Origin of the sequence: Agrobacterium sp. NPDC090283, assembly GCF_044769685.1 — a bacterium.
GTDB lineage: Bacteria > Pseudomonadota > Alphaproteobacteria > Rhizobiales > Rhizobiaceae > Agrobacterium.
In genome coordinates this window covers 76,717-90,086 of sequence record NZ_JBIVYG010000015.1, presented here as the reverse complement: position 1 = coordinate 90,086, position 13,370 = coordinate 76,717, and the positions used below count along the sequence as shown (strand labels likewise).

Sequence of the window (13,370 nt, the reverse complement as noted above, 5' to 3'; positions counted from 1 at the left end):
TGATCCTCTCCGCGCCGCGTTGATTTATGCGGTCGTCGGGGCAGTTCCTTTGGTGAGGCCCGGCGGCAAGCCGCCGGGCCAAGCCGGATTGAGCTTACTTCAGGCCGTCCCAGGCCTTCTGGATATCGGCGGCGACCTGGTCGGCAGACTTGCCGCCGACAAAATCGATCATGCCGGTCCAGAATGCGCCGGCACCGATCTTGCCGGGCATCAGGTCGGAACCGTCGAAACCGAAGCTGGTCGCGGTCGTCAGGATTTCGCCCTGACGCTTCATCTGCTCATTGGCATAGGTATCGACATTCACACCTTTATAGGGCGTCAGGAAGCTGGACTGCGCCATCCACACTTCGTGGGCGATCGGGGTCTTCAGGAATTCGACGAATGCCTTGGCCGCCGGTGCTTCCTTGGTTACCGTGACGAGCGTGCCGGCGCCGAGAACCGGCTTGCCGAGGTCAGGTTTGGACGCATAAGTCGGCATGTAGAAGAAATCCGCATCCGTTCCGACCTTGGTGCCTTCAGGGAAGAAGGACGGAATGAACGACGCCTGATGGTGCAGGTAGCATTTCGGCGGAATGTCGAAGAGACCCTTGGGGCTGTCGCGGAAGTCGGTGGAGGCCACGGCTGCAACGCCGCCGCTCACGTATTTTTCATTCTTGGCGAATTTGCCGAACTCGTTGATCGCCTCGACCACGGCCGGATCGGTGAACTTGACCTCGTTGGTCGTCCATTTCTGGTAGACGTCCAGCGGCTGCGTGCGCAGCATCAGGTCTTCCACCCAGTCGGTCGCCGGCCAGCCGGTGGCGCCGCCGGAACCGAGGCCGATGCACCAGGGCGTGCCGCCATCGGCGACAATCTGGTCGGTCAGCTTGAGCAGGTCTTCCATGCTCTCCGGCACCTTGTAGCCCGCTTCCTCGAAGTTCTCAGGCACATACCAGACGAGCGACTTCACATCCGCCTTGAAGGGAAAAGCGAAATAGGCCTTGTTGCCATCCTTGCCCTTGTAACTGCCGAGATCGACCCAGGACTGGCCCGCGCCGTAATTTTCCTTGACCCAGTTGGCGGTCTCATCGCCGAGCGGCACGAGGAAACCCTTGGCGGCCAGATCCGCCAGGAGGCCGGGCTGCGGCAGGATGGCGATATTGGGCGGCGAACCCGCCTGCGTATCGATGACGATCTGCTGTTCGTAATTTTCCGACGAGGAATAACGGACATTCACGCCGGTCGCATCGGCGAAATAGGCGAGCACCGACTGGAACAGCGCCTCATCCTCACCGCGCCAGGGGCCGAAAATCGTCAGCGTCTGACCTTTCAGGTCGGCATGGGCCGCCTTGAAGTCCTCGTAGCTTTTCCAGTTGAACTTGGCATCTGCGCCGGGTGCGAATTTCAGATCGGCGGCAAAGGCCGCACCCGACAGCAGCACCATCGAGGCTGCCGTCGCCAAAAGAGTCTTCCGCATGTGATTTACCTCCCATCACATAAAAGGCTCAAAGCGTCCTCTCTCAATCAAAGCGCTTTGGCTGCCTATTCATCTCATTGTCATTGAGACCGAGTCAAGAGGCTCTTTCTGCGGAAACGTTGCAGTCCCTTGGGAATAGTCATATTTATTTCGGAAGGCGGCTATCATTTTCGATTGAGAAAAGCCGATGGGACTGGTAAAAATCTAAAGCGCTTTGGGAATGTGAGGAGCGGCTTTTGGCCTTTTCCTGGGCGCGCGCATGGAGGAAATGACAGACATGAACCTGAAACAGTTGTCGCAACTGCTGGGGATTTCGCAGACGACCATCAGCCGGGCTCTCAATGGCTATCCCGAGGTGAGCGCCGAGACGCGCCGACGCGTCATGGAAGCCGCAGAGAAGACGGGATATCGCCCAAACGCGGCGGCACAGCGGCTGGCAACCGGCAAGGTCGGTTCCATCGGTCTTGTCATGCCGATTGGCGAGCACCATCGTTCCGACGTGCATTTCGGCGAATTCCTGAGCGGTCTCGGTGAGGAAGCCTCACGCAGCGGCTTTCATCTCGTCATCATGCCGACCGAGCCGGAAAAGGAACGCGAAGCCCTGCGTGGGCTGGCGGCGAGCGGTAGCGTCGATGGCATCTATCTCGCCTACATGAAGAAGAACGACCCGCGCATCGCCATGCTGCAGTCGCTCTCGCTGCCCTTCCTCGTGCATGGCCGCTCTATCGGCGTGGAGGAGAATTATCCCTATCTCGACGTGGATAATGAGGGAGCGTTTCGTGATGCGACCCAGCTTCTCCTCCAGCTCGGCCATAAGCGCATCGGGCTTTTGAACGGCCCGGAGGGCTACGACTTTACCTATCGGCGCTGCCTCGGGGTGGAGAAGGCGCTGGAGGCAAGCGGCCTCGCCCTGCACCCGGACAATAAACGGCACAGCAGCATGACGGATGAGGAAGGTTATCTCGGCATGGAGGCGCTGCTGTCACGCCCGGAAAAACCGACCGCCATTCTCTGCGCCAGTACCGCGCTGGCTCTCGGGGCAATCCGTTCGCTCAACCAGCGGGGCTTAAAGCCCGGCAGGGATATTTCGCTGATCGCCCATGACGACGTGCTGCCGCTTTTGAAGCCCGATAATTTTTCGGTGCCGCTGACCACCACCCGCTCGTCGCTCAGGGCAGCGGGGGTGCGCGTGGGCCAGCGTCTCATCAACCGCATCAAGCTTAACCAGACGGAACCGCATCAGGAACTCTGGAAGGCGGAACTGGTGGTGCGCGCTTCGACGGGGCCGGCTCCGAAGGGGTGAGGCGGATGGTCTTGATGCATGTGCTGCGGCCGAAGCCGGACACGTCGCCGGCATAAGGTGTTTCTCGCGCCAAGCACCCTCCACGCCCTCGTTCCCGTGCTTGTCACAGGAATCCAGCCGACGCGCGTCCGCGCGGCGGAAAGACTCCTTTCAACCCAAGGACTTGGGCTGGCTGGATCCCTGTGACGAGCACAGGGATGAGGAAGGTGGTTTATGCACCGTCGCCGAATCTCTAATCTGAAAGCGAGTTAAAACTTCGGCGCCGTCAGCCCCTGAGCGCGATGAGCGGCGATGACCGTGTTGGCCATCAGCATGGCGATCGTCATCGGGCCGACACCGCCGGGAACCGGCGTAATGGCGGCGGCAACGGCGCTTGCTTCGTCAAAGGCGACATCGCCCACCAGCTTGGATTTGCCTTCGCCCTTTTCCGGTGCGGCAATGCGGTTGATGCCGACATCGATGACGGTGGCACCTGGCTTCACCCAGTCGCCCTTCACCATCGTCGCGCGACCGACCGCGGCAACGAGGATATCGGCCGTCTTGCAGATCGCCGCCAGATTCTTCGTGCGCGAATGCGCCATGGTCACCGTGGCATTGGCATTCAGCAGAAGCTGACCCATGGGCTTGCCGAAGAGGTTCGAGCGGCCGATGACCACGGCGTTGAGGCCGGAAAGGTCGTCGCCGTGAATGCCGCGCACCAGAAGCATGGCGCCGGCGGGCGTGCAGGAAATCAGGCCGGTCGCGAGATCGCCGGTCGCGAGCTTGCCGGCATTCAAGACGCTCAAGCCATCCACATCCTTCTCGGGCAGGATCGACTGGATGATTTCATCCGAATTGAAATGTTTCGGCAGCGGAAGCTGCACCAGAATGCCGTGGATGGATGCATCGGCGTTCAGTTCGCCGACCAGCTTTAGGAGTTCGCCTTGCGTGGTTTCCTCCGGCAGCGTGTGCTGGATGGAGTTGAAACCGCATTGCTTCGCCATTTTGCTCTTGGAATTCACGTAGGCATGGCTGGCCGGATCGTTTCCGACGATGACAACCGCGAGACCGGGCTTCACGCCCTTTTCCGCCTCAAGCGCTTCTGCCGATTTGCGGACCGCCTCCGTTACCGAAGCCGCCTTCGCCTTCCCGTCAATCACAACTGCCATGCGTCCTGCTCCTGCTGGGTTACGTCGGCTCCGTATGGTGCCCCCTTCACAGGAATGCAAGCGAAAATGCGGCGTTTTCAGGCTGTTTTGCGGTAGTCTTCCCGACGATCGGCGTAATCGGCGAGACGCTCTCTCAGGAACGCCAATTCGCGTCGCAATTCCATCAGCTCCTCGGCTTCGGCCTCCGCATGATCGAAGTGCCCGGCAAGGGCTTCGGCCAGCAGCGGCGGCAGCCCTGCTGATGCGGGTTCAGCGGTTTTGACGGTGCGATTGCCCATCAGCACCTGCCGCACGCGCTCGTCCAGCGGCATGTCATCGTCGTCATTGACAGCCTCGCCGTAATAATCGGCAAAGCTGTCTTCCTCCGGCGCGATATCGCCTTCTGCGACAGGGTCCTGCAAATCGTCAAAGACAGCCGGCTCGATCGGCTCGAATTCCGAGAATTGCGCGTGGTCCGGCCGTTCGGCGGAGGATGGAAGTTGCGCATCGTCTTCAACGACCAGTGCACCCTCCTCCTCCTCCTCGTCATGGCGACGGTAGCTGAGGAGATAGAGACTGCCCAGCAGGCCGATCAATGCGCCGCCGCCCGCCAGCATGGCGGCCTGCGTCAGGTCGCGGGTCAATTCTCCCGGTGCGGCCTTCCGCGTCAAACGGGTTTCGACCGCGGGCGTGGCGGAGGCGGACAGGTCACGGCGTTCGCTTGTCTCCAGATAGGCATTTCGGGCCGTTTCCAGTTCACCCTGCAATCTGGAGAATTCGCCGGGGGCGACACCGAGATCGCCCAGGCGGTCGAGGTATTTCTTGTGCTCGCCATTGGCGGCGGCACTCTCCTCAGCGACGCGCTTTTCATCCGCCCGCAAGCCTTCAAGCAACTGACGCAGTGCCGGCGCTGCAAGCGCCTGTGCGGCATCCACCGCATTCTGGGCGGCGATGCGGCGGGGATGTTTCGGGCCGTAGTCGACCGAAACCGCAGCAAGCGCCATGCTGGCACTCGCGTGCTTCTGCCTGATATCCTCAAGCGCTGAAAAACCCACACCGGCCGGCAGCGGCTTTGCAAACACATCATTCGGCTTCAGGGCCGAAGCCGCCGCCAAATCAGCCTGAAGAGACTGTTGCTGCCGCGCAATTCCGGCAAGGCTGTCGTTTGCGTCACGCAACTGCTGCTCGAGTTGCTGCACTTCGGACATCACGGCGTCGCCATGGCGTATCTGGAAACCGTTCAGCGCGGCTTCCGCCTCATCGAGCCTTGTCCGCGCCCTCTCCGTCTCGCGCATGGCTGGTGTCATGGTGCCGGCCTTGCCATCGGCGATGACGCGCATCGAAAGATAATCGGTCAGCCGCCTGGCGGTTTCCGGCGTCGCGGCCTTGCCGGTCACGATCAGCGTATTTTCATCCGGCGTGAGCTCCAGCCGGATCGCTTCACCCACCGCGCCGTTCAGCGCTTCCCGCTCGGAGAGCGGACGCGCATCCGCGCCGGTCAGAAGGTCGAAAAGCAGGCCAAGCTCGCCCTGATTGCGAACACCGACCATATCGGCGGACTTCAGCTTGAGATCGGCGGTTATACGGTCGAGCCCGGAGGGCGAAAACAGCGTGCGGCGTGCCATCGCCAGAAAGCGGGCCGCATCGGGGGCGTCGTAAGCGGTCTGGGTAACCTCGATCCGGGCCTGCGAAACATAACCGCGAAAACCCGAATCGATCAGCAAAAGCGGAAGGGCAGCCCCGGCAACCGTGGCGGCGGCGATACAGCCAGACGTCAGGAGCCGCAGACAATGTCTGCGCCATTGCGATACGGGCGCAGCGACATCATCCTCGTCAGGGCGAATCGCCATCATGTCCGGATTGTCATCAACCATCTGAAGCCGTCTGCCGCCCTCGGTGCCGCCCGTAACGGGCGACTGTCAAAACCTTACGAGAGGTTAAAGGATCGTGGCAAACAAATGGTTAACGCAACGCCTGCGGGAACGGCCTCAGCTCTTGCCGAGCGCGATGTGCCAGGGTTCGGCGCAGAGGCTGTAGAGCCAGCTCATATGCAGCTTGCGGAAAATTTCCGGCATGCCGGCCACTTCCGACGACAGGACCTTGAACAGGGGGCCAACCGCGATGGCGACCCGCGCATTCTCGCGGCTGACGGCGCGGTGCAGCCATGTCTCCTGGTTTTCCTTCAACATTCCCGCCAGCAGAACATCCACCTTAACGCCCGATGCATCCCGGTTCAGCATGACGAAATCGTGCCATGGCGCGTGCGCACGCAACTTGGCGAGAACCTCACCGATCTGGGCCGCATCATCCCCCGCGACGCCGATACGTTTCGGCATTGCCATATAGGTCAGAAGCGCCATGACGAAGGCAACGCCATCGATGACGACGGGAAGAGGCTCGCCATGTTCTGCACGCGCGGCGGCACTCATGCCCTTGCCCTGCGGCAGAAGCAGGCAGCTTTCCAGAATCTGCCGATAGTCGTTATCCCTGAGAGAAAGCTTCGCCTTCTCGATGGTGAGAAAGGACAGCATCGTATGCCCTTCGCAAGCCGAGGCACTGCCGCTGACCAGTTCCAGCGCCCCGTTCCAATCGAGATCACAGACGCGCAGTCCGTGGATATTCCGTTGCGATCCCGGCTGCGCGAAACCTGACGCGAAACTCATTGCCAACCCCCAAATGCCAAACCCATCGCCACCGATCCGGCGCATGGCCTGCGGGACGGTGGTTGATGGGTCTGTTTATACAGGTGCTGGTTGAATTTAGCTTGAAAGCAATTTCTCAAATGCTTCTGGATGCGGCAAGGGACAATTAACCAGAAAGATGCTCCACATCCTCTGGCGAACCGAAGCCCCCTCCCCCTTGAACCGTCAGTGGCTTGGCGCCGCAGCCGCTTCTTTTCCGGCTTCGGCCTTCTCGCCCTCGACCAGCTTGACCGAGCGGGGCGTGCCGTTACCGTTCTGCTCGCGAATATCGGCTTTCGACAGATAATCCAGCTGTTCGATCAGCACATCCTCGACCACCTCGTCATCGAGCCTCTTGTTCAGCCCCTCGCGGATGCGCTGCTTGAAGGCTTCGGGATCGAAGGTGGAAATATTGGCGATATTGACCATGGAAGAACCCGCGAGCAGCGTGAACAGTTCATCGGTCATCAGCTGCGTTGCCGGCAGCTCGATCTTCGCCATCTTGGTCTTGTCGACGCGCAGCGAAATACGGCTGAGGAAATAGCCGTTCACGCCGCCATCATTGATGACGGGGATCGTGATGCTTTCGCCCTTGACCAGTTGCAGATTGGCCTTTTTCGTCCCCGCCTCATCCGGCGCGGGCGCCGTCGCCAACTGGACGGAGAAATACACCGCGCCGAGCGTGACGGCGCAAACCCAGACGCCGGTGAGAAGAAGCTTCAACATCAGGAGGCTGCGCCGTACATGAACTGTTCCTGGGAATAGGTGCCGTCGGTATCGGCTTCCTGGATCGCGTTCTTCAAGAGGTCCGCCACGGCGCGAACCGCGTTCAGATGCGCCTCGACCCGGCTGGCATTGGTCGCGAGCTTGGACTTGATGCCCTTGACCTGCTCCATGTAACCGGCGGCGATTTCCTCGCGCGGCGTATCGCGGAACAGCATCGTCAGCTCATAGAGGCAACGGCTCTTATGGGCATTGGAGACCTTGAAATCGAACTTGGGGTCCTTACCGATATTGTCGTTCTCATTGTCGATGATCATCTCAAGGCGGCCGAGAACGGATTGGATACGGTGGTCGTTCGACATAAGGTCCATGCTTGTCTCCTCGTTAAGATTTTTCATTCTCAAGCCTCGTCCGTTTTCTCATTGGAAACGCCGAGGACCTGCCGCTCGAACTCCGCCACCATCCGAATTGCAGCATTATTGTCTTTTTCATTCATCGATACGTCGGTAATGCCTTTGCTTTCAGCCTTCCGAAGCGCATCCTTGTAAGCCTGCTCCGCGATGCCGACGCCGCCATTTCTGGAGATCGTGTCGGCAAACTGTTCCGCCATCATGCTTTTCCAGATCTCGCCGGCATTGCCCTTGCCGTAAACTTCCTCGCTGTCTTTCGGCAGCATGTTGGCCACGAAGGTCTGGAGCACCGAGGCTTCATATTTGCGGTATGTTTCCGGGATTTCGGTGCGCGCGGCGCGAATATTGGTATCGCCGAGACCAGCCTTCGAGGAAGCGCCATCCAGCATATCGACCGCAGCGCCAAAGCCCTTGCCGGCATCGGCAAGGCTTGTTGCGGCAAAAGCCGCCTTGTTCGCCTTGAGTTTTTCCTGGGCGACCTGAACTTCCTGGGGGTCCGCCGCGCGAACCACATCCATCACCAGATCACTTATCACCGATATCGCCACGTCCATATCTCCCGAGCTGACGAATGGGCGACACAGAAAGCCGGCGCATTCGCTCAATCAAGAAACATCGCCGGAGACGTCCTTAAAACGCCCGCGATGCAACAATGGGACAGACTATGGATCGCCAACCTTGCTGGAGGCTGGTGTGTGGGAAACATTCGTAATTTCTAACAAATCATAGATTGCATTATCGTCGGCCTCGCGCTCCTCGAGATCGCGGGCAATATGCATCCTGTCCTCCAGCCGGTCAGCCTTGGTCTTTTCCTTCAGGACCTTGTTTTCCTGAAATTGCTGAACGCCTTCGAGCTGGCGGTCCTGGACGACGAGACGGCCATAGCGGTCCGAATAATGCCTGGAGAATGTCTGATGCACCGGGTCCATGGAACTCATGGCTTCCAGCACGTTCTCCATAGACTGCGCCACTTCGGTACGGGTGCGGGTTGTGTCGGCCAGTTCCACCTCGGCCATTTTTTCCATGTGCCGCTGGACGGTTACCAGACGCTTGAGTTTGGCAGAGCGCTTGTCCGAAGCCATCGCATTTTCCCCGATCAAAAGCCGATGAAGACCGGGCCGAAACCATCCACGAATTGCCGGATGAGGGCCGCGACCGACAAATAGAGCATGAAAAGTCCACCCGCGAGAACGAAGGGTGTCGAGATAAAGAAGACCGGAATCTGCGGTGCGAGCTTGTTGATGAGGCCGACCGCGACGTTGAACATCAAGCCGTAAATCACGAAGGGGCTGGCAAGACGCAGCATGATCGAGAAGGAGGCCCTGAGCGTATCGGTCAGCGTAATCAACATCTTCTGGCCGCTGATCAGCGCGCCGACCGGCGTGGCGGTATAGGAATCCACCAGCGCCTTGAGGACGATGTGGTGGAAATCGAATATGAACAGCACCAGCAGGCCGCCAAAGGTGATGAAGTTGGATATCTGGTTTTCCTGCACGTCTTCGATGACATCGGCGCCTCCAGGCGCACTGAGGCCAATGGAAGCGCCGATGAGCGCGCCGGTGAACTGGAAACCAAGTGTGTAGAACCGCGCGATCAGGCCATACATCGAGCCGATGACGACCTCCGTGAAGATGAGGCCGACGACCGTGCCCTGGCTCGCGCCGGAAACCTTCGGATAGATCGTGTCCCACAGCACCGGCAGAAGCGCCATGGACACCGCGACGCACAGAAGCATGCGAATCTGCGGCGAAATGCGCGAACTCGAAAAGCCCGGCATGGTCATGAAGCATGCGCCGATACGGCAGATGGCAAGGAACAATGCAATGATTGTCCCTTGCGGGTCGGTTATCATGAAATGGCGCCCAGAATCTTGATCTCCAGACCCTTGGCCAGTTCCACATGTGAAAGAACCGGCAGGGTCGCAAAGAGTCGCTCGATAATCATGCGCACATAGGACCGCGTTTCCGGCGAGGTTACAAGGACAAAGGGCAGGCCGCGATCCATGAATTCACGGATAACTTTGGATGCCTGCTCGGAAAACTCCTCGAGATGGCGGGGATCGATGTCGAATTCGACGATTTCGCCCTTCTGGTCGCGCTTGAGCGCCTGATGGAAGACCATATCCCACTTGTTGCCAAGGCGCAGGACACGCAGCACGCCATTGTCGGCAAGATCGCCGCAGAGCTGCTGCGACATGCGTACCCGCACATGTTCGACGATCTGTTCCGTCTTGCGCACATGCGGCGCAAGTTCGGCAACCGCTTCCAGAATGAGGTGCAGGTTGCGGATCGACACGCGTTCGGCGAGCAGCAGTTTGAGGACCGCCTGCAGGCCGGAATAGGACATGTGCGACGAGCAGATCTCGTCGGCCAGCTTCTTGTATTCGGGATCGAGCCTGTCGATGAGTATCTTGACATCCTTGTAGGACAGGAGCTGCGGCAGGTTGTTACGGATGACTTCGCTCAGATGCGTCAGCACCACGGAGACGTTGTCGATCGGATGGAAGCCTTCGCGCTTCAGATCCTCGGTGAAGGTTTCGAGGATCGAGACGGCGGGCATGCCGAAGGCGGGTTCTCGGATCTCGTCGCCGGGAATGCTCGGCTTGCGCCCCGCGCCCGTTACGACAAGAACGTCCCCGACACGCAGGTTGCTGGACGCGATGGTCGTGCCGTGGACGCGGATCTGGTAGGCCTTTTCCGGGATCATGATATCGTCGGAGACCTTGATCTCCGGCACCACGAAACCGTATTGCGAGGCGAATTTCTTGCGCATCTTGCCAACGCGGAAGGCCAGTTCCTGATGCGCGCCGAGAAGGCGGGTGGAAACCTGCTTGCCGAGCGCCAGTTCGATCTCGGCCGTCTTCAGCACCTGCTTGACCGAATCCTTTTCCGCCTCGGTGGTCTGGAGAACCTTGTTCTCCTCTTCCTGACGCCGCAGCGCGCTTTCGGCCTCCGCCTGGCGCGGAATATACCAGCTGCCGAAGGCCATAATGCCGCCGAGGAAGATGAAGGGCAGGAAGGGAAGGCCCGGAATGATGGCGAGCAGGCCCATCAGCATGGCCGAGACCATCAGCGCGCGCGGATATCCGCTCAGCTGGTTGACGACAGCCTGATCCGTCGAGCCGGCCGTGCCGCCGCGCGAGACGAGAAGGCCGGCAGCCAGCGATACGATCAGCGCCGGGATCTGCGAAACGATACCGTCACCGACCGAAAGCTTGACGAAGACGTCGGCCGCTTCGCCGATCGGCATGCCATGGCGGAAATAACCGATGATGATACCGCCGAAAATATTGATCGCGGTGATAATGAGGCCGGCAATGGCATCGCCACGCACGAATTTCGAGGCACCGTCCATCGAGCCGAAGAAGGAGCTTTCCTCTTCTAGCTCGCGGCGGCGGCGCTGCGCTTCCTTTTCGTCGATGATACCGGCGGACAAATCCGCATCGATCGACATCTGCTTGCCGGGGATCGCGTCAAGGGTGAAACGCGCGCCAACTTCCGCGATACGCGTCGCACCCTTGGTGATGACGATGAAGTTGACGGTGATCAGGATCAGGAAGACGATCAGACCGATCACGAAATCGCCGGACATGACGAGGCTGGAGAAGCCAGCGATCACGCCGCCCGCCGCCGTCGGCCCTTCATTGCCGTGGGAGAGGATAACGCGCGTCGTCGCGATGTTCAGCGACAGGCGGATCATCGTCGCGATCAGCAGCACGGTCGGGAAGGAGGAGAAATCCAGCGGGCGCTGGATCCACAGCGCCACCATGAGGATGAGGACCGAAAGCGCAATCGAGAAGGCCAGGCCGATATCCACCAGCATGACCGGAATGGGCAGGAAGAGAACGCAGAGGATCGCCACGATGCCCAGTGCGAAACCGATGTCACGCGTGCTCGGACTGACCTTGGGCAAGGAGATGACTGGTGGTTGCGCCATAAATTCGTCCTGTCTCTTCATGAGAAGGGCGACGGAAAAGCCGCCGCACGGTTCCGCGGCACCGGTTTTTTGAAAAGCGAACGCAATTCGACCGATGCTTCAGCCTATCCCTAGCCGCTGAAGCTTGCGCGAAGGTGGCATCTCAAACGGGCGAGCGTCAGAAGCCGGACTGGATGCGGGAAAAGACGAGATTGGAAAAGAGCGATATCTGCGCGCCCACGAAGGGGGCGGCGACGCCGAGCACGAGCATGATCGTGACGATCTTGGGAACGAAGGTCAGCGTCATTTCCTGAACCTGGGTCAGGGCCTGAATGAAGGCGATGACGACACCGACGATCATCGCGGCGAGAACCGCGGGACCGGCCGCGACGAGAACCGTCCAGACAGCCGCCTGCATGATATCAAGCGCATCGGCCTCGTTCATCGTCGCATCCTCAATCCGGAAAGGCGGCGTCATGCCGCCTCTTCAATGTCAGGAACCGGTGGCTGAATCCGAATCGGTACCGCTATCAGATGTACTCGTAATCGGGCCGTTGGAGAAGGTCACGCCGGCCTGCAGCAGCACCTTGTCACCAGCTTCGGTGATGGCGACAACGCCGTCCGAATAGACCTCGACTTCCTTCACCACACCGGTGACGGTGTCGTCGGCGCTCTTGACCGTCTTGCCGACCAGATCGGAGGCGCGCGTCAGGGCTTCCGCCTGCAGCATGCTTTTCAGATGGGTGTTGGTCTTGATGGTCTGCTCGACCTGCGAGAAGCTTGCGAGCTGCGACATCTGCTCGCCGGCATCCATCGGGCTGGTCGGATCCTGGTTCTTCATCTGGGCGATGAGGAGCTTCAGGAAGCTGTCGTAGTTCAGCGATGCTGCGCTGCTGTCGGAGCTGCTTGCCCCGGCATTGGCCCAGGGATTTGACGCTGCCGAAGTGACTGCATCTACCGCCATGGTGCGATCTCCTTGCGAATCTGTTCGATCGTTGCGGGGGTCATTTCCTGATTGTTGAGGATTTTTTCCTCGATCGGATAAAGCCCGCGAATGGCCTTCAGCGCTTCGAAGGCCTTGCCCGAGGCAACCAGCCCGTCGATCCGCTTCAGTTCCGCCAGAACCTCGTCATGCTGGAAGCAATTCAGCAGCATGCTGACCGACTTGCGGAACATGTTGGTGGACTGCTCGCGCCCTTCCGGGTTGATGAGGATCATCTGCGCGATGAAATAAAGCTGCCGGAGCGGCGTTGTCGCCTGGTCGGGCTGCAGAACGTGGTTTTCAAGCAGGAACGTGACATCGTTCAGGAATTCCAGCGCCACCTTGCGATCCACACGCAGAACCGCGCCGTTGATGAAAATCTTTTCGCCCGATTTCAGCGAAATCCGAAGTGTACTTTTCATTTCAGTCCATCCCTGATGATGGTTGTCACGTCAATTATGCCCTGGAAATTCGTCGACTGACGTTTCCGGATCAGTTCGCACTCTTTCAAAATCCAGATCGCGATGGAAATCAGATTGGCCCTGAGTTCCATGGCCAGCTGGTTGTCGGGTTGCTTGAGATCCTCAATGAAGCGGATCCAGACCCGTCGAGTGTAAAAAAGTGCTTCGATCGTGTGGCGCTGCGAAGAGGAATCCCTTGCCTCCACCAGAAGGTCGATCGATTTTGTCAACGCCTGCCGCTCGCGATCCTTCGCGTTGGCGACACCATCCTCCATGATTTCGGCGTAGGAAAACTGGTACATTCATGTATCC

15 protein-coding genes are annotated in these 13,370 nt (G+C 59.6%); 1 reads left to right on the top strand and 14 read right to left on the bottom strand.

Going from position 1 to position 13,370, the window contains the following annotated elements; translation table 11 throughout:
* Nucleotides 1-94: 94 nt before the first annotated feature.
* On the bottom strand, nucleotides 95-1,456 hold the full coding sequence (locus tag ACIQUH_RS20270; protein ID WP_400818222.1) for an ABC transporter substrate-binding protein: 1,362 nt from the start codon (nucleotides 1,454-1,456) through the stop codon (nucleotides 95-97).
* A 277-nt stretch (nucleotides 1,457-1,733) separates the two neighbouring features.
* On the opposite strand from ACIQUH_RS20270, the gene ACIQUH_RS20265 reads away from it, so the two are divergent.
* Nucleotides 1,734-2,759, top strand: a complete 1,026-nt coding sequence (locus tag ACIQUH_RS20265) for a LacI family DNA-binding transcriptional regulator (protein WP_400818219.1) — start codon at nucleotides 1,734-1,736, stop codon at nucleotides 2,757-2,759.
* 248 nt (nucleotides 2,760-3,007) lie between these two features.
* On the opposite strand, the gene folD is transcribed toward ACIQUH_RS20265, so the two are convergent.
* From folD to flaF, 13 genes are all read right to left on the bottom strand, one after another.
* Entirely contained in the window at nucleotides 3,008-3,907 is a 900-nt protein-coding gene (gene folD, locus ACIQUH_RS20260; RefSeq protein WP_400818216.1) for a bifunctional methylenetetrahydrofolate dehydrogenase/methenyltetrahydrofolate cyclohydrolase FolD, read from the bottom strand.
* A 77-nt stretch (nucleotides 3,908-3,984) separates the two neighbouring features.
* Nucleotides 3,985-5,760, bottom strand: a complete 1,776-nt coding sequence (locus ACIQUH_RS20255; protein WP_400818214.1) for a hypothetical protein — start codon at nucleotides 5,758-5,760, stop codon at nucleotides 3,985-3,987.
* Nucleotides 5,761-5,874: 114 nt separating this feature from the next.
* A complete protein-coding gene (locus ACIQUH_RS20250) occupies nucleotides 5,875-6,549 on the bottom strand; it encodes a WecB/TagA/CpsF family glycosyltransferase (protein ID WP_400818211.1) in 675 nt (224 codons plus the stop codon).
* 204 nt (nucleotides 6,550-6,753) lie between these two features.
* Nucleotides 6,754-7,293, bottom strand: coding sequence for a flagellar basal body-associated FliL family protein (locus ACIQUH_RS20245; RefSeq protein ID WP_400818208.1), 540 nt, complete (start codon nucleotides 7,291-7,293; stop codon nucleotides 6,754-6,756).
* A complete protein-coding gene (locus ACIQUH_RS20240) occupies nucleotides 7,293-7,661 on the bottom strand; it encodes a hypothetical protein (RefSeq protein WP_004432559.1) in 369 nt (122 codons plus the stop codon). Before ACIQUH_RS20240 ends, ACIQUH_RS20245 begins: the two co-directional genes overlap by 1 nt.
* A 29-nt stretch (nucleotides 7,662-7,690) precedes the next feature.
* Nucleotides 7,691-8,248, bottom strand: a complete 558-nt coding sequence (locus ACIQUH_RS20235; protein ID WP_065654443.1) for a rod-binding protein — start codon at nucleotides 8,246-8,248, stop codon at nucleotides 7,691-7,693.
* Between the two features lie 114 nt (nucleotides 8,249-8,362).
* Nucleotides 8,363-8,782: a hypothetical protein gene (locus tag ACIQUH_RS20230; RefSeq protein ID WP_400818205.1), complete on the bottom strand. Its 420-nt coding sequence runs from the start codon at nucleotides 8,780-8,782 to the stop codon at nucleotides 8,363-8,365.
* Nucleotides 8,783-8,796: 14 nt separating this feature from the next.
* A complete protein-coding gene (gene fliR, locus ACIQUH_RS20225) occupies nucleotides 8,797-9,552 on the bottom strand; it encodes a flagellar biosynthetic protein FliR (RefSeq protein ID WP_020812910.1) in 756 nt (251 codons plus the stop codon).
* Complete coding sequence (flhA, locus tag ACIQUH_RS20220) at nucleotides 9,549-11,636, bottom strand: flagellar biosynthesis protein FlhA (RefSeq protein ID WP_400818202.1); 2,088 nt, start codon at nucleotides 11,634-11,636, stop codon at nucleotides 9,549-9,551. Before flhA ends, fliR begins: the two co-directional genes overlap by 4 nt.
* Before the next feature lie 157 nt (nucleotides 11,637-11,793).
* Nucleotides 11,794-12,060, bottom strand: coding sequence for a flagellar biosynthesis protein FliQ (gene fliQ / locus ACIQUH_RS20215; RefSeq protein ID WP_003503352.1), 267 nt, complete (start codon nucleotides 12,058-12,060; stop codon nucleotides 11,794-11,796).
* 48 nt (nucleotides 12,061-12,108) lie between these two features.
* The gene (flgD, locus tag ACIQUH_RS20210; protein ID WP_020812913.1) at nucleotides 12,109-12,579 is read right to left on the bottom strand and encodes a flagellar hook assembly protein FlgD; all 471 of its coding nucleotides are present in this window, start codon (nucleotides 12,577-12,579) and stop codon (nucleotides 12,109-12,111) included.
* Nucleotides 12,570-13,019 carry a flagellar biosynthesis repressor FlbT gene (flbT, locus tag ACIQUH_RS20205; RefSeq protein ID WP_004432543.1) on the bottom strand — a complete coding sequence of 150 codons (450 nt, stop codon included), beginning with the start codon at nucleotides 13,017-13,019 and terminating at the stop codon, nucleotides 12,570-12,572. Before flbT ends, flgD begins: the two co-directional genes overlap by 10 nt.
* Nucleotides 13,016-13,360, bottom strand: a complete 345-nt coding sequence (gene flaF / locus ACIQUH_RS20200; RefSeq protein WP_004432537.1) for a flagellar biosynthesis regulator FlaF — start codon at nucleotides 13,358-13,360, stop codon at nucleotides 13,016-13,018. The genes flbT and flaF overlap by 4 nt, the downstream gene beginning before the upstream one ends.
* Between the last annotated feature and the right edge of the window lie 10 nt (nucleotides 13,361-13,370).